This is a genomic window from Lentzea sp. NPDC042327 (genome assembly GCF_040647275.1).
GTDB lineage: Bacteria > Actinomycetota > Actinomycetes > Mycobacteriales > Pseudonocardiaceae > Lentzea.
Genome location: NZ_JBEZBX010000004.1, coordinates 62,131 through 76,964 on the forward strand (window position 1 = coordinate 62,131; position 14,834 = coordinate 76,964).

Below are 14,834 nucleotides of genomic sequence, written 5' to 3' on the forward strand. Positions count from 1 at the left end.
CGAGTCGGCTACTGCATGTTCGTGACGTGCCGGTGCGCCGGGAAGTCGGCGCAGGCGTAGAACTGCAGGTTGTAGCTGCGGCCGATCGACAGCATCGTCGGCTCGTTGTCGTGCGGGAACAGCGCACCGCCGGCGTCGGCGTCCTCGACCGGCCGCCAGCTCGTGGTGCCGTCCCATTCGCTGGTGGCGAGGGTCAGCAGCGGCGTGACCACCCCGCCGCAGTCCGGGCAGGACAGGGGGAACGGGTCGGAGAAGCTCCACGGACCGTGCCCACCGGCCTTGCAGCCGGAGGACACGGACAGCGCGTACTGGTAGTGCTGGTCCTCCTGCTCCTCCCACCGCCGCACCCGTTCGCGGAGCTCGGCGGGCAGGCAGTGCGGGGCCGGGTACTCGGTGACCTCCTCCGGGTGCAGCACGCACGGCTGCGGCAGGTAGTGCTCCTCGACCGCGGCCGGCTGCGGGGCCTCGGCCAGCGGGTCGGTCACCTCGGCCGCCTTCCGCCACCGCAGCGCGGTGCGGGGCGCGCACCCCTCGTCCTCGTGGTCGAACGGGCACCACAGCACCTGCAGCAGATCGGCACCGTCCGGGCGGGGCAGGCCGGGGACGTCCCGCGCGTACAGCTGAGCCACCGGCACCATCGGTGCGGGCCCGTCCTGCGCGATCCCGGTGCCGTGGTCAACCCGGTCGACGACGACCTTCTCGTCCGCTGTCAACAGGTTCACGCCCTCGGCTCGCGGCCGTGCCCACGCCTCGGTCAGGATCCGCCGCCGTGCGAACACGTCCGCCACGCTCGCACCGTGCAGCTCGGGGCCGGCGTGCTCGGCGCAGGCCGGCCACTCCTCCCCCGCGGGCCACAGCAGCGGGCCGCCGATGGAGCTGTCCGCGGCGGTCGGTGCGCCGGGGCGCGGGTGCAGTCGCACGGCGGTGCGGGCCAGCGGTGCGAGTTCGGGGAAGTGCGCCGTGACGTCGACGGGACGCGGCGGAGTGGTGCGGACCATGGCCGAAGATGGTATTCGCGGCGACCGGGCGTTCCCTCAGCTCCGCAGGAGGTCGTCGACCAGTCCCTCGGCGTAGCCGGGACCGATCGCGGTGGGACGGCACAGGACCCGGTACACGATCGGCGCGACCACGCGGTCGAGCACGGTCTCGGTGTCGACGGCCGGTTCCCCGCGCGCGGCGGCACGGCCGAGGATCACGCTTATCTGGTCGGCCGCGTAGTCGGAACACCGCAGGGCGTTGACGCCCGGATCGCCGATGAGCGCGTCACGCAGGTAAGCGCGGCCGGGTGCGGACGACATCTCCTCCAGGAACTGCCCCGCCCACGCCCGCAGGTCCGCGATGAGGCTCCCCCGGTCCTCCGGAGGCGAGTCCGGCCGGAGGCGTTCGACCGCGATGTCCGACAGGAGCGCCTGCAGGTCGCCCCACCGGCGGTAGATGGTCGAGGGCGTGACACCGGCCCGCGCGGCGACGAGCGGAACGGTGAGCTTCTCCCGTCCCAGCTCGGGTTCCAGCTCTCGCACGGCGGCGTGCACGGCCTCCTGCACGCGGGCGCTCCGGCCACCCGGACGTGCTGTCCCTCTGCGGTCCACGACACCAGCCTAAAGCAAAGATGTTGCTTTAACGCCGATGCCAAGGCTACCGTCCGCTTAACGCGAAGAATTAGCTTCAGGAGGTCGGCCTGTGCCCACCTGGACCGTCGGGGACCTGACCGTGCACCGGGTTGACGAAGCGATCGCACCACCGGAGACCGGACCGTGGCTGCTCCCGGCGGCGACGCCCGACCTCGTCCGGCGCCACGACTGGCTGCACCCCGACTTCGCCGCGGCGGACGGCGCCTTGCGGCTCGCGACCCACAGCTTCGTCGTCGTCGGCAACGGCAGGCGGATCGTGATCGACACCGGTGTCGGCAACGGCAAGCAGCGGGCCAACCCCGCGTGGCACGACCTGCGCACCGGCTACCACGACCGGCTCGTGGACACCGGGACCACGCCCGACGCCGTCGATCTCGTCCTGCTCACCCACCTGCACACCGACCACGTCGGCTGGAACACGCACCTCGTGGACGGCGAGTGGGTGCCGCTGTTCCCGAACGCGCGGTACGCCACGTCGAGGCTGGAGCGCGAGTTCTGGGCCGGGCAGGTGCTGGACGAGCCGCGGCAGCAGGTGTTCCGCGACTCCGTGCACCCGGTCGAGGACGCCGGCCTGCTGGACCTGGTCGAGGTCGGCGCGCACGGCGCAGAGGTGGCCGAGGGGGTGCGGCTCGTCCCGACGCCGGGGCACACGCCGGGGCACGTCGCGGTGGAGCTGACCAGCGGCGGCGAGACCGCCCTGGTCACCGGCGACTGCCTGCACCACCCGGTGCAGGTCGCGCACCCGGAGGTGACCAGCTGCGCCGACGTCGACCCGGTCCAGGCCGAGGCCACCCGGCGCGCGCTGCTCGAGTCGCTCGCGGACACCGGCACCCTCGTGCTGGGCACGCACTTCCCGCCGCCGACGGCCGGCCGGATCGCGCGCGGGCCGGACGGCCTGGTGCTGACGGTCAGGTGAGGAGCTCCCGGATGACGGCGGTGGCGGCGGTCCCGCCGCTGTCGGCCTTGACCGCGGCGGCACTGAAGAGCACCACCGTCGAGCAGCACCGGCTTGCCGGGACGGCCCCCGCCGGAGCCGTCCCGGCGGCAGTCAGACGCCCTCGCGCAGCAGGGCGACGAGGGCGTCGGCGGCCTCCGCGGACGAGGCCGGGTTCTGCCCGGTGATCAGCAGCCCGTCCCGCACCACGTAGGAACCCCAGTCCGGGCCCTTCGAGTAGTCGCCGCCCTTGGCCTTCAGCTCGTCCTCCACGAGGAACGGCACCACGTCGGTCAGCCCGGCACCGTCCTCCTCGCCGTTGGTGAACCCGGTGACCGACCGCCCCTTCACCAGCGGCTCACCGTCCTCGCCGGTCACGTGCCGCAGCACGCCCGGCGCGTGGCACACCAGCGCGACCGGCTTCCCGGCCCGCAGGGTGTCCTGGATGACCCGGATCGAGTCGGTGTCCTCCGCGAGGTCCCACAGCGGCCCGTGCCCGCCGGGGTAGAACACCGCGTCGTAGTCGGCGGGGTCGACCGCGCTCAGCGCGACGGTCGAGCTCAGCGCTGCCTCGGCCTCGGGGTCCGCCGCGAACCGGCGGGTGTCGTCGGTCTGCGTGTCCGGTTCGTCGCTCTTGGGGTCCAGCGGCGGCCGGCCGCCCTTCGGGGACGCGAGCGTGAGCGTCGCACCGGCCTCCTTGAGCCGGTAGTACGGCGCGGCGAGCTCCTCCAGCCAGAAACCCGTCTTGCGGCCCGTGTCCCCCAGCTCGTCGTGCGAGGTCAGAACGATCAGCACGTTCATCGCGGAACCCTTCCGTCGTCGTCGTGGGGCCTTGAGGGTCAAAGCCGGTCCGCCCACCACCCTGGACGACGGGTCCGCTCCCGGCGACTCGGGAGGTCAGCCGCGGTCGTGCAGCGTGATCCGGTACCCGTCGGGGTCGGCGAAGGTGAACGTCCGCCCGAAGGGACCGTCGACCGGCGCGGCGACGATGGTGTGCCCGTCGGCGGCCAGCGCGTCGTGGATGTCCTGGACGTCGGTGGCGTGCAACCAGATCGCGGCACCGATGCCGGGCTGGGCGACGGCGTCGAGGTCGGTGCCGGGGACGACGTCGCGGAGCGCGAACGCGATGGGCTTCGTCTCGAAGACCACCGCGTGCGGCGGCCCGGCCGGCGAGCGGACGAGACCGAGGTAGCGCTCGTAGAACGCTTGCGAGGCCGTGAGGTCGCGGGCCTGCAGCGAGATGAAGTCGGGTCCGGTGACGGGCATGGCGTGGCTCCTCCACTACGTGTCAGTTTTCTGACATGCACCACGCTATGTCAGAATCCTGACATGAGTCAAGACGACGCGGGCATCGACCTCGACACGTCACTCGGCTACCTGCTGAAGGAGGCGTCGAGCGTCCTGCGTGCGGCCATGGAGCAGGTGCTGCGCCCGCTCGGGATGACCGTGACGCACTACTCGTGCCTGGAGCTGCTGGCCCAGCGGCCGGGCCTGTCGAACTCCGAGCTCGCCCGCCGCGCGTTCGTGACGCGGCAGTCGATGAACGTGCTGCTGCAGAACCTGGAGCGGGACGGGTACGTGACCCGGCCCGCGGCGGCGCCGGTCGGGAAGGTGCTGCCCACGCGGCTCACCCCCCGCGGGCGGCGGAGCCTGGAGAAGGCGTCGGCGGCGGTGCGGGCGGTGGAGGTCAGGATGCTGGCGGGGCTCACCGAGGGCGAGCGGGCGGAGGCGTTCCGGGTGCTGCGGAGCATGGTGCACGCGCTGCGCGACGAAGGCGCCTGAACCGGAACAGCCCTCGGGGCGGACGCCGTGGTGACGTCCGCCCCGGGGGCTGCGGATCAGAACGAGCCGGGCAGCACCAGCACCGCCCACGCCGCGATCGGCCCGAGGCCGACGATCACGCAGGTGTAGGAGATGACCTGGCGGTAGAACCGGGTGCGGTCGACGCCGCGGGCGTTGGCGAGGACCAGGGCGCCGTTGGTGGAGAACGGGGAGACGTCGACGATCGTGGTGGAGATGGCCATGGCGGCGACGACGCCCGCGACCGGCAGCGCGTCGGTGAGCAGCAGCGGGATCGCCATCGGGATGGTGGCGGTGAGGATGGCCGTCGAGGAGGCGAACGCCGAGGTGACGCCGACGATGACGCACAGCACCAGCGCCACGAGCAGCGGGGCGCCGAGGCCGACCGCGCCGTGGGCGACCCAGTCGATGGTGCCGGAGTGCTCCAGCACGCCCACATAGGTGACCATGCCCGCGACCAGCAGGATCGTCGGCCAGCTGATGCCCTCGACGGCCTTGCCGAGGTGCTCGCGGTCGAGCAGGGCGAGCACGGCTCCTGCGGCCAGGGCGAGGAAGCCGATCTGCAGGTGGAACGCCAGCGCGCCGATCACGAGCACCACCAGGGCAGCGAGGGTGGCCCGCTGGCGCCAGGTCACCGCCACCGCCTCCGGGCGGACCGCCGTGGCGACGCCACCACCGGTCGGCTCCGCCACCCCGCCACCGGACACCCCACCACCGGACACCCCGCCGCCGGAGGCCACGTCGTCCGGGCGTTCGACGAAGCTCTCCTCACCACGCCGACGCAGCATCACGTAGGTGACGGCGGCCAGCAGCACGTTGAAGCCCAAGCTCGCGAAGAACAACGCGGCGTGCGAGATCGTGAGACCGGACTTCGCAACGATGCCGTGGACCAGCGCGCCGGACACCGCCATCGGCGAGAACGCGCCGGCGTGGGCACCGCAGATCACCATCATGCCGATCATCAGCGGGCTGATGCGGTAGGCGAAGGCGAAGCTCATGCCGATCGGCACCAGCAGTGCGACCGCGGCCGGGGTGAACGTGCCGAGTGCGGTCAGCGTCGCGGCGACGGCGAACAGCACCCAGGGCACGAGGATCGCCCGGCCGCGCACGAGCCGGATCCCGCCCTCCACCAGCAGGTCGATCGTGCCGTTCAGCTTGGCGACGGAGAACAGGTAGGTCACGCCGACGACGGTGATGAACAGCGAAACGGGGAAGCCCTCGAAGATCTCCTTGTCCTCCAAGCCGAACACGAACGTGCCGACGAGGAAGGACGCGACCAGCGCGAGGATCCCGATGTTGACGGGCAACACGGTGGCGATGACGAACATGCCGCCCAGAACCAGGATGGCGATCAGCTGTGATGACATCATTGTCCTCTTGGGTCATGCGGCCCCGACGCTTCCGCCCAGGCAGGACGGTCGGGTCAGGAGGCCGACAGGGCGGCCAGTTCCGTGAGCGGGAGCTCCAGCGGTTCGTCATCGGGCAGGACCAGGGTCGCGTCGCCGATGCGGCGCGTCGTCCGGGTGACCCCGATGGCGAGCTGTCCGTCGCGGGTGTCAGCGCGGGTCGTCACGACTCCGGCCGGGGTGTCCAGGCGCAGCACCTCCTCGTCACCGGCGGTGAACCGGGACAGGACGGTACCCGCGGTGCGGGCGGCGGCGGTGAGGGCGACGCTGCCGGTGACGGCCAGCGCGGGGTGGGTCCGGCCCATGGACATCATCCGCACGGTCACGTCCGAGCGGCCGGGGCGGCCCTCGCTGACGAGAGCGATCTTCGGGGTGGCGCGGGCGGCCTGCTCGGCCTCGGCGGCGAGGCCCATGCGCACGGCGGCGGTGCGGCGGATGCGGTCGAGCCGGTCCAGCAGGTCCGGCTGGGCGTCGAGCGCGGCCGGGGACGCCTCCCCGTTCGCGCCGAGCTCGTCGGCGGGCACGAGGACAACCGGTGCTCCGGCGTCCAGGAGCGTGACGCGGACGCCGTCCACCACGTCGACGGCGTTGCCGGTGGGCAGCAACGCGCCGGTCGTGCGGCCGGCCGGGTCGACGAACCACAGGTGCACGCCGAGACCGGGCTGGGCGACACCGGGGATGCGGTCGGTGCCCTGTTCGGTGACGCGGCCCGCCGGCGTCGGCACGTCGACCACGATCAGCTGGCCGGTGTTGGTGTTGTTGATCCGCACCGTCGTCACGTCTCCGGTGGGCGTCACCCAGCCGCGGCGCAGCGCGTACGGGCCGACGACGGCCGAGCAGTTGCCGCAGTTGCTCGTCCAGTCCACGCGCCCGTCGGCGATGCCGATCTGGGCGAACGTGTACTCGACGTCGATGCCCGGCCGGTCGCTCCGCGCGAGCACCACGGCCTTGCTGGTCGTGGACGTCGCCCCGCCGACACCGTCGACCTGGCGCGGGTCGGGGCTCCCGTACAGCCGCAGCAGGACCTCGTCGACGCTGCGACCGGGCACCGCCAGCACATCGCGCTCGAACACCCAGCACTTGCTGGTGCCTCCGCGCATCCACGTCGCCGGTATCTCTCGCACAGCCACTCCTTCGCGGGCGGTGGCAACACCGCCGTGACAACCGGGGAATGACGGCAACCGTGACGTGCACCGAGGTTGAACACAATCACGAGAATCTGCACACCCGTGAAGCCCTCCTTCACGCTCAAACAGCCTAATCAATGCCCATGGATCAGCATCGAGGCCGAGAAACGCTGTTCAATGGCTATGGCTAGCCTGAAGCACAGCTGTACGGAAGTCATCGCACAGTGAAACGACCGCATCGAACTTTTCTGCCGAGGAGCGCCTCATGCTGGACGTCCGACGCCTCGCACTGCTCGCCGCCGTGGTGGACACGGGCTCGATGACCGCCGCTGCGGAACAGCTCGGCTACACGCCGTCGGCGGTCTCCCAGCAGCTGCGCCGGCTGGAGGTGGAGGCCGGTCAGCCGCTGTTGCACCGGCAGGCCAGGGGCGTGCGGCCCACCGAGGCCGGAGCGGTGCTGGCCGGTCACGCCCGCCACGTGCTGCGCCGGCTCAGCGCCGCCGAGGCCGACCTCGCCGAGCTGGCGGGCCTGCGCCGCGGCACGATCGCGGTGGGCGTGTTCCCGACCGTCGCGAGCGCGCTGCTCCCCCAGGTCGTCAGCCGGTTCCGCCGCCAGTACCCGGACCTGCGCCTGGACGTGCGCAGCACGCGGTTCGACGAGCTGGTCGAGCTGCTGGAGAACGGCACGGTCGGCATCGCGCTGCTGTGGGACTACGCGTGGAACCGGGTCGACGTGCCGGACATCTCGCTGACGCCGCTGCTGGACGACCCGACCGTGCTGGTCGTCGCCGCCGACCACCGCCTGGCGCGCAAGAGGTTCACCACCATGGCGGAGCTCGCCGACGAGGAGTGGATCGTGCGCGCCCACGACCACCCGGTCGCCGAGGTGCTCGAACGCAGCTGCCGCGCGGCCGGGTTCACCCCGCGGATCGCGTTCGAGGCCAACGACTACCAGGAGGCGCAGGCCATGGTCAGCGTCGGCCTCGGCGTCGCGCTCGCCCCCAGGACCGCGGTGCGCAACCCGAACCCGGACGTCCGCGTCCTCGCACTGGGCAGCGACGTGCCGGCCCGCCGGGTGCTGCTCGCGCACCGCCAGGACCGGCTCCGCGCACCGGCCGAGCTCGCGATGCACCAGTTGCTGGTCGACGTCGCCCGCGAGTACCAGACCAAACCCTGACACCGCTGCCTCACGAGGCGGTCAGGGCTGCGCGCCGGCCACGCAGAAAAGGTGCCCGGTCGCGGGCTCAGACCGTGATCAGGCACCCGTGGTCGTCGCGGGCGGCGGCGTCCTCGTCGTCGAACCAGTGGCCGTCGGAGCCGAGGTAGCGGAAGCGCAGGGTGGTGCCCCGCGGGACGACGACGGCGGCGGTGCGGCGGCCGTTGGACCGGGCGCGCAGCTCGGTCACGCCCGGCGTCCAGCCGTTGAAGTCGCCGACCACGCTGACGGGTCCTGACGGCTCGTGCCGGGGCAGCGCCCAGGTCACCCGCACTTGCTGGTCCTTCGCAGGCACGATTCGGATCATCGAGACGTCGGTCCTCTCAGGCTTTCCGGTCTTTGTGCCGTGACAGCCTGTCGAGGAGTGCCGCGTCTGACGAGCCGACGCGCCCGAGTGGACAGTCGCTGGATCGGGTGGTTCGTCCGCCGGGCACGGCGCTCGCCGAGCAGCGGTGTGATCATCGCGGCGAGCAGCAGCTCGGCGATGTCACCGCCGTAGTACATGATCTCCGCACCGGTGCGGACCTCGGCGGCGGGTGCGTCGACCTGGGTCCAGAAGCCGCCGTAGAGCAGCTGGGAGACCACGGCGTGCATCGCGATGGCGCAGCCGAGGTAGACCAGCCGGGTGCGGACGCCGGGTCGTGCCGGCGCGGGGTCGGGGCCGGCGATCACGTGGGCGAACAGCAGCCCGGCGGCCAGGAAGTGCGCGTGCAGCAGCCAGTGCCCCGCCGGGTCGGCGGTGATCGCGTTGTACAGCGACGTGAAGTAGAGCGGCACGAGACTGCCGGTGCTCAACAGGAACGCGACCGCCGGTCGTGCCGCGAAACGGGCCGGTGGGCTGTGCAGCACCGCGACGAGCCGACGCGCCGCACGGACCGGCAGCGTTCGCAGCAGCAGTGTGACCGGTGCGCTCAGCACGAGTGCCAACGGCGCGTACATGCCGATCAGCAGGTGCTGCGCCATGTGGCCGCGGAAGTCGGTGTGTGCCCATGGTGCGACCGGCGGCAGCAACGCGACGGCCAGCAGGGCGATGCCGCCGAGGAACCCGGCTGTGCGCCACGGGCTCCACCCCAGGACCGGGTTCGACCGTCGAGCGCGGCCGACGAGCAGCAGGTAGACGACCGCGCACGACAACAACGGGACGATGGGCAGCCACGCGCCGATGCTCGGGCCGTGAGCGTGGTGGTCCATCAGGAGTCACGCCGACTGCGTTGCAGCAGATAGCCGCCCACGACCAGAACCGCGCCCAGGGCCAGGAACGCGAGGTCCCACCACAGCTGGTGCGGCCCGCCGCGCACGTGGTGCACGCCGAGGAGGTGGTGGTCGAGCACGCCCTCGACGAGGTTGAACGTGCCCCAGCCGACCAGGACCCACCCCCACAGCGCGCGGGAGGTCCACGTCCCGCGCCGGTTCTCGGTGACCCTGGAGTGCAGGACGGCCAGCCCCAGCAGGACCGCCAGCCAGCAGACCGTGTGGAAGATGCCGTCCCACGCGGTGTTCATCCGCAGCCCGGAGACGGTGTCCGGGTCGTAGAAGTCGATTCCGGCGTTGTCGGTGTTCGTGCTGCTCAACATGTGGTGCCACTGCAGGAGCTGGTGCAGCAGGATGCCGTCGGCGAACCCGCCGAGGCCCACCCCGAGCAGGATTCCGGGGGCTTTCAGGCTCGTCCGCTGTTCGACGGTGGTCACCTGGGCCGTCCGTTCGACCGGGCTTCTTCGTCGAAGATCGGTGCTCTCGTCATGGCTGCCACTCTGGTGGCCCCCCACGCCGCCGCGTAAGGGGCCACTTCGAGCCGGTCAGGAACGCAGGCTCCACTGCTGGTTCGCCGCACCGTTGCAGGTCCAGAGGATGATCCTGGTGCCGTTCGCGGTGGCCGCGCCGTTGGCGTCGAAGCACAACCCGGACTGCACGCCGGTGATCGTGCCGTTCGCGTTGACGTTCCACTGCTGGCTGGTCTGGTTCGCGCAGTCCCCGATCACGACCGCGGTGCCGTTGCCGGTGCCGCCGCCGCTCGCGACCAGGCACTTGGTGCCGTACACCTGCAACTGCTTGGCCGAGGTGAGGGTGAAGCGCTGGTTGGTGTTGCCGTGGCAGTCCCACAGCTGGGCCGCGGCGCCGTTGGCCGTGCTCGCGCCGTTGATGTCGACGCACCGGCCGGACTGGCCGCCCACGATCGTGCCGCTCTGCTGGCTGCCACCGCCCTGGCGCCGCACCAGCGACTTCGACTCGGCTGACCGCACGCCCTGCGCGTCCACGACGAACAGCCGGTAGTCGCCGTTGGTGGCCGGGACGTCGATGGTCGTCGCCGTGCCACCGGCCCTGGTCATCGTCGGTCCCACCGCGAAGTTCGTGGTGCCGGAAGGCGCCAGCCACACGGTCCTGGTCGCGTCACCGGTGCTGCGGATCGGGATCGAGGCCGTGCCCGCGCCGACGAACGTGCTGGCGGGCAGCGCGTAGTCGGGCCGGGAGAGGTTGGCGGCGGGGACGATGTCGCGGTAGGCGTCCTCCAGGCCGGAGCGCACGGCGATGCCGTAGGCCGCGGCCGGCCACACGTAGTCCGAGGACACCAGGATGTCGTGGATGGTGCTGTTGGGCAGGACCTTCTGCGAGACCTTGTTGATCGGCCCGTAGGTCTGCGTGATGCTCAGGTCGTGCTTGCGGCCGAAGTCGTCGGAGTTGACCAGCCAGGTGACGTTCTTGTCGACGCTGAGCACGTTGTCGCGGAAGGTCATGAAGGCCGACCCCTCGTCCGGGTGCAGGCCGTACTTGTGCCCGGACGGGACGCCTTGCAGGTAGTTGTCCGTGATCGTGGTGCCCGGCTGGCTGCCCAGCGTGTAGATGGGCGCGGTGTCGTTGAGCCGCTGCACCGTGTCGATGATGTGGTTGTGGCTGACGGTGTTGTTGCGGGCCGTGGTCGTCGGCCGGTTCGGCGCGATGGAACCCGATGAGCCGTCGAAGTTCCACCAGCCCCAGCCGAGCGTGATGCCGTTCCACGGCGCCTTCTCGATGCGGTTGTGCTGCACCGTCAGCGTGTCCGCGAAGTAGGCGGAGATCGGGCTGTGGCCGTTGAACAGCACCGCGCTGTCGTAGAGGTAGTTGTTCTTGATCTCGATGTTCTTCGGCAGGCCCTCGGCCTGGGCGGTGTACTTCTCGCGGTTGGACGAGGTGTGGTCGCCGATGTAGACGTGCTGCGGGTGGCCGACGACGATCGCCGACCCGGCGACGTCGTTGGTGACGTTGCCGACCAGCTGGGTGTTCAGCACGTCGTTGACCATGCTGATGCCGTCGACGCCGGTGTGCTGGACCCTGTTGCGCAGCAACGCGATGCCTTCGGCGTTCTCCAGCTGCACGGCGCCGGGTGCGGTGTCGACGTTGCGGTAGTAGTAGACGTGGAAGTTGCCCTTGGCGTAGGCGGTGTTGCCGAGGTTGCCCTGCTGGGCCTGCTTGAACGACGACCCGGCCACGGTGAACAGGTTCCAGTCCGAGTGCTGCACGGTGATGCCCGAGAACGTGATGTTGCGCGCGCGGTTGGCCGTGGAGGTGCCCGCGATCCGCAGCAGCGTCGAGACGTTGTTGGGCGCGAAGACCGACGCGGTCGCCATGTTGTCGGAGTCGGCCTTGTAGTAGAACACCGTCTGGCTCGACCGGTCGAAGTAGAACTCGCCCGGAGCGTCGAGGAACTCGTAGGCGTTCATGAACTTGTGGCTGCCGCCCGACTGGAAGTTGCCGTTGAACGCGCCCTGGGCGATGGCACCGCCGGGCTGCTGGAACAACGCCACCCGGCTCGCACCGTCGCTGCTCGTGGTGATCTGGCGGACGCCGGCGATGGCCGTCGTCCACGTCGTGGCGGTCTCGATCTCGATGTCGGCGGGGTTGCGGGTGATGGCGGGCAGGTCGCCGGGGTTGTAGCGGGCGCCGTCGCACTGCGAGCCCGACTCCCACGCCCACGGCGCCTGCCCTGCGGTCACGGTGTAGGTGCCGTAGCAGCCCTGCGAGCTGATCGTCTTGGTGGCCATGAAGGCGCGCTTGTCGTTGACGTACAACGCCCGCAGCTTGTTCGCGCGGCTGAGCGGTGCCTTCCAGATGTTGCCGCTGTGCTGCGTCCAGCCGGTCACCGGCACGCCGCCGCTGAGCACCGGCACCTCGTCCTGGTACGCGGAGTACAGGACCCGGTGGCCGTTCGTGCCCGAGTCGCCCGGCGTGAACTCGACGGTGCTCGTGACCGGGTAGTTCCCGCCGCGCAGGTACACCTGGATGTCGCCGGACATGTTCGCGTTCACCGCGCGCACGGCGTCCCGTGCACGCGGCAGCGTCCGGAACGGCGCCGTGAGCGTGCCGGGGTTGGAGTCGTTCCCGTCCGGTGCGACGTAGAACGTCTCCTGCACGGCGGCGGAGGCGCGGAGCTGACCTGCCGAGGCCGGCAGCAGTGCGGCGGACACCAGCACCGCGAGGGCGACCAGCGACCTCGCGGCGTTCACGGCTGTGCTCCCCATGCTCTCCCCTTCGCTCACCCCGCGAACCGGCCGGGAGCCACCCGCGGATCACCGCCACCTTCCAGCACGCCGGGCGCGGGCGGGCAGCCGATGGCAGATATCTGCCACGATTGTGAGCGCTAACGTTTTAGCAAGGGCCGGATGGAGCACGGCACCGCGCTAGTGGCTGTTGAGCAGGCGAGATCTGCGCGACAGTTTCGATGTGAGCGTTGTGCAACCCGGTGGTCCGCCATCGCTGTGGCGGACCACCGGCGCGCACGGTCACGCCTTCGCGAACGTCTCCGCGAAGATCGGCACCGCGGAGGTCAGCTGCGCCTCGGCCGCCGCCTGCGTGGGACCGAACGCCACCACGACCGTGATGAGCGTGCCGCGGCCCATGACCGCGTGGCACGACCAGTCGATGAGCGCGGGGTCCTCGGTCGTCTCGCAGTAGGCGTAGAAGTCGTCGACGCCCTGCGGCTTGGTGAGCGGGAGCTCGAGCTTGATCTTGTCGGCGCCGCGGTACTGGGTGCACTGCTGCGCCCAGGTCCGCACCCGCTCGACCAGCGTGGCCGCCGGGCGGTCGGCCGTGGCGTGAACCCGCTGGAACAGGTCCACCCGCCCGTCCCAGGTGCGCGTCCGCGAGACCGACATGCCGTCGGCGAACAGCTCACTGGTCTTGCAGACGAAGGTGACCGGCTCGCCCTCCAGGCCGGGGTCGGTGTCGGTGGCGGGTGTGCTCGACCCGACCTTGCCGCCCTGGGCGTCGAACGCACCGGGCGGGGCGATCGCCGCCTTGGCGCGCAGGTCCAGCTCCGCCGCGGTCGGCGGCGCCGTCGTCGTGGTGGTCGTCGTGACCGGCGGCGCCGCAGCCGGCTCACCACCGCAGGCGGTCGTGGCCAGGGCGGCGATCGCCACGACGGCAGCACAAATGCGCTTCTTCAACTTGTTTCCCCCAGGAGTCACGCGCCCGGCAACGGGCGCACGGAGATGATCTAACCAAATCCGGCACAGCGGTTTTCCCTCGCAACCTGGCTTGGCTTGAGCACAGTCAGGGGGTAGCGTCCTGACTATGCCTTCCACTAGTCAGGCTGTCGTCGTCGACGCCGTCCGCACCCCGCTGGCCAAGGGCAAGCCCGGTGGCGCGTACTCCGAGATCCACCCGGTGGACCTGCACAGCGCGGTCCTCAAGGCACTCGTCGACCGCACCGGGCTCGACCCGGCCGCGGTCGACGACGTCATCAGCGGCGCCGTCGGCCAGGTCGGCGAGCAGTCGGGCAACACGGCGCGGTGGGCGGCGCTCGCGGCCGGGTTCCCGGAGTCGGTGCCGGGCGTGACCGTGGACCGGCAGTGCGGGTCGAGCCAGCAGGCGCTGCACTTCGCGGCGCAGGGGGTGCTGGCCGGCGCCTACGACGTGGTGGTCGCGTCCGGGGTCGAGTCGATGAGCCGCGTCCCGATCGGGTCGCAGGCGCTGGGCAGGGACTTCCTCGGGACGAAGGTCGCCGCGCGCTACCCGGAGGGGCTGGTGCCGCAGGGCATCAGCGCGGAGCTGATCGCGCGGAGGTGGGGCCTGTCGCGGGCGCGGCTCGACGAGTTCTCCGCCGAGTCGCACCAGAAGGCCGCCGCGGCGTGGAAGGACGGGCTCTTCGACGCGCAGGTCGTGGCGGTGACCGACCTGGCGGTGGACGAGACGATCCGCCCCGACACGACCGCCGAGGTGCTGGCCGGGCTGCGACCGGCGTTCCGGGCAGAGCACTGGGAGACGCGGTTCCCCGAGCTGGACTGGCGGATCACCGCCGGCAACAGCTCACCGGTCAACGACGGCGCTGCGGCCGTGCTGCTCACCAGCGAGGAGGCGGCGGCGCGGCACGGGCTGCGGCCACGGGCCCGCGTGCACTCGTTCGCCGTCGCCGGCGACGACCCCGTCCTCATGCTCACCGGCATCATCCCCGCCACCCACAAGGTGCTGGCCCGCGCCGGGCTCACGATCAACGACATCGACGTGTTCGAGGTCAACGAGGCGTTCGCGCCGGTCGTGCTGGCGTGGCAGGCGGAGACCGGCGCGGACCCGGCGAAGGTCAACGTCAACGGCGGCGCCATCGCGATCGGGCACCCGCTGGGCGCGTCCGGGGCGCGGCTGATGACGACGTTGCTGAACGCGCTGGAGCAGACCAGCGGCCGGTTCGGGTTGCAGGTCATGTGCGAGGCGGGCGGACTGGCCAACGCGACGATCATCGAGAGGGTCTGA

At 71.3% G+C, this 14,834-nt stretch carries 15 protein-coding genes; 4 read left to right on the forward strand and 11 right to left on the reverse strand.

The features are described from left to right. Positions 1-8: 8 nt before the first annotated feature. Together AB0A63_RS11300 and AB0A63_RS11305 are read right to left on the reverse strand one after the other, a co-directional pair. The gene (locus AB0A63_RS11300) at positions 9-998 is read right to left on the reverse strand and encodes a hypothetical protein (RefSeq protein WP_360388529.1); all 990 of its coding nucleotides are present in this window, start codon (positions 996-998) and stop codon (positions 9-11) included. 36 nt (positions 999-1,034) lie between these two features. Then, positions 1,035-1,589 (reverse strand): TetR/AcrR family transcriptional regulator, encoded by a 555-nt coding sequence (locus AB0A63_RS11305; RefSeq protein ID WP_360388532.1) that lies wholly within the window; start codon positions 1,587-1,589, stop codon positions 1,035-1,037. A gap of 91 nt (positions 1,590-1,680) precedes the next feature. On the opposite strand from AB0A63_RS11305, the gene AB0A63_RS11310 reads away from it, so the two are divergent. Continuing rightward, positions 1,681-2,547 carry an MBL fold metallo-hydrolase gene (locus AB0A63_RS11310; protein ID WP_360388535.1) on the forward strand — a complete coding sequence of 289 codons (867 nt, stop codon included), beginning with the start codon at positions 1,681-1,683 and terminating at the stop codon, positions 2,545-2,547. 132 nt (positions 2,548-2,679) lie between these two features. Here AB0A63_RS11310 and AB0A63_RS11315 read toward each other — a convergent pair whose 3' ends face one another. Together AB0A63_RS11315 and AB0A63_RS11320 are read right to left on the reverse strand one after the other, a co-directional pair. Then, on the reverse strand, positions 2,680-3,366 hold the full coding sequence (locus tag AB0A63_RS11315; protein ID WP_360388537.1) for a type 1 glutamine amidotransferase domain-containing protein: 687 nt from the start codon (positions 3,364-3,366) through the stop codon (positions 2,680-2,682). Positions 3,367-3,462: 96 nt separating this feature from the next. Next, positions 3,463-3,831, reverse strand: a complete 369-nt coding sequence (locus AB0A63_RS11320) for a VOC family protein (RefSeq protein WP_360388539.1) — start codon at positions 3,829-3,831, stop codon at positions 3,463-3,465. Between the two features lie 63 nt (positions 3,832-3,894). On the opposite strand from AB0A63_RS11320, the gene AB0A63_RS11325 reads away from it, so the two are divergent. Beyond that, complete coding sequence (locus tag AB0A63_RS11325) at positions 3,895-4,347, forward strand: MarR family transcriptional regulator (protein WP_360388542.1); 453 nt, start codon at positions 3,895-3,897, stop codon at positions 4,345-4,347. A 56-nt stretch (positions 4,348-4,403) separates the two neighbouring features. Here AB0A63_RS11325 and AB0A63_RS11330 read toward each other — a convergent pair whose 3' ends face one another. Both AB0A63_RS11330 and AB0A63_RS11335 read right to left on the reverse strand, forming a co-directional pair. After that, on the reverse strand, positions 4,404-5,732 hold the full coding sequence (locus tag AB0A63_RS11330; protein ID WP_360388545.1) for an SLC13 family permease: 1,329 nt from the start codon (positions 5,730-5,732) through the stop codon (positions 4,404-4,406). A gap of 56 nt (positions 5,733-5,788) precedes the next feature. After that, the gene (locus AB0A63_RS11335) at positions 5,789-6,895 is read right to left on the reverse strand and encodes a PrpF domain-containing protein (RefSeq protein WP_360388547.1); all 1,107 of its coding nucleotides are present in this window, start codon (positions 6,893-6,895) and stop codon (positions 5,789-5,791) included. 268 nt (positions 6,896-7,163) lie between these two features. Here AB0A63_RS11335 and AB0A63_RS11340 point away from each other — a divergent pair, with 268 nt between their 5' ends. Continuing rightward, entirely contained in the window at positions 7,164-8,075 is a 912-nt protein-coding gene (locus AB0A63_RS11340) for a LysR family transcriptional regulator (protein WP_360388550.1), read from the forward strand. A gap of 67 nt (positions 8,076-8,142) precedes the next feature. Here AB0A63_RS11340 and AB0A63_RS11345 read toward each other — a convergent pair whose 3' ends face one another. From AB0A63_RS11345 to AB0A63_RS11365, 5 genes are all read right to left on the reverse strand, one after another. Next, positions 8,143-8,421 (reverse strand): isoamylase, encoded by a 279-nt coding sequence (locus AB0A63_RS11345; protein ID WP_360388553.1) that lies wholly within the window; start codon positions 8,419-8,421, stop codon positions 8,143-8,145. Beyond that, positions 8,418-9,305, reverse strand: a complete 888-nt coding sequence (locus tag AB0A63_RS11350; RefSeq protein WP_360388556.1) for a cytochrome c oxidase assembly protein — start codon at positions 9,303-9,305, stop codon at positions 8,418-8,420. The genes AB0A63_RS11345 and AB0A63_RS11350 overlap by 4 nt, the downstream gene beginning before the upstream one ends. Next, complete coding sequence (locus AB0A63_RS11355) at positions 9,305-9,802, reverse strand: DUF2243 domain-containing protein (RefSeq protein WP_360388558.1); 498 nt, start codon at positions 9,800-9,802, stop codon at positions 9,305-9,307. Before AB0A63_RS11355 ends, AB0A63_RS11350 begins: the two co-directional genes overlap by 1 nt. A 108-nt stretch (positions 9,803-9,910) precedes the next feature. Continuing rightward, positions 9,911-12,607 (reverse strand): ricin-type beta-trefoil lectin domain protein, encoded by a 2,697-nt coding sequence (locus AB0A63_RS11360; protein WP_360388561.1) that lies wholly within the window; start codon positions 12,605-12,607, stop codon positions 9,911-9,913. A 261-nt stretch (positions 12,608-12,868) separates the two neighbouring features. Next, positions 12,869-13,531 (reverse strand): hypothetical protein, encoded by a 663-nt coding sequence (locus AB0A63_RS11365; RefSeq protein ID WP_360388564.1) that lies wholly within the window; start codon positions 13,529-13,531, stop codon positions 12,869-12,871. Positions 13,532-13,658: 127 nt separating this feature from the next. On the opposite strand from AB0A63_RS11365, the gene AB0A63_RS11370 reads away from it, so the two are divergent. Next, the gene (locus tag AB0A63_RS11370) at positions 13,659-14,834 is read left to right on the forward strand and encodes a thiolase family protein (RefSeq protein WP_360388566.1); all 1,176 of its coding nucleotides are present in this window, start codon (positions 13,659-13,661) and stop codon (positions 14,832-14,834) included.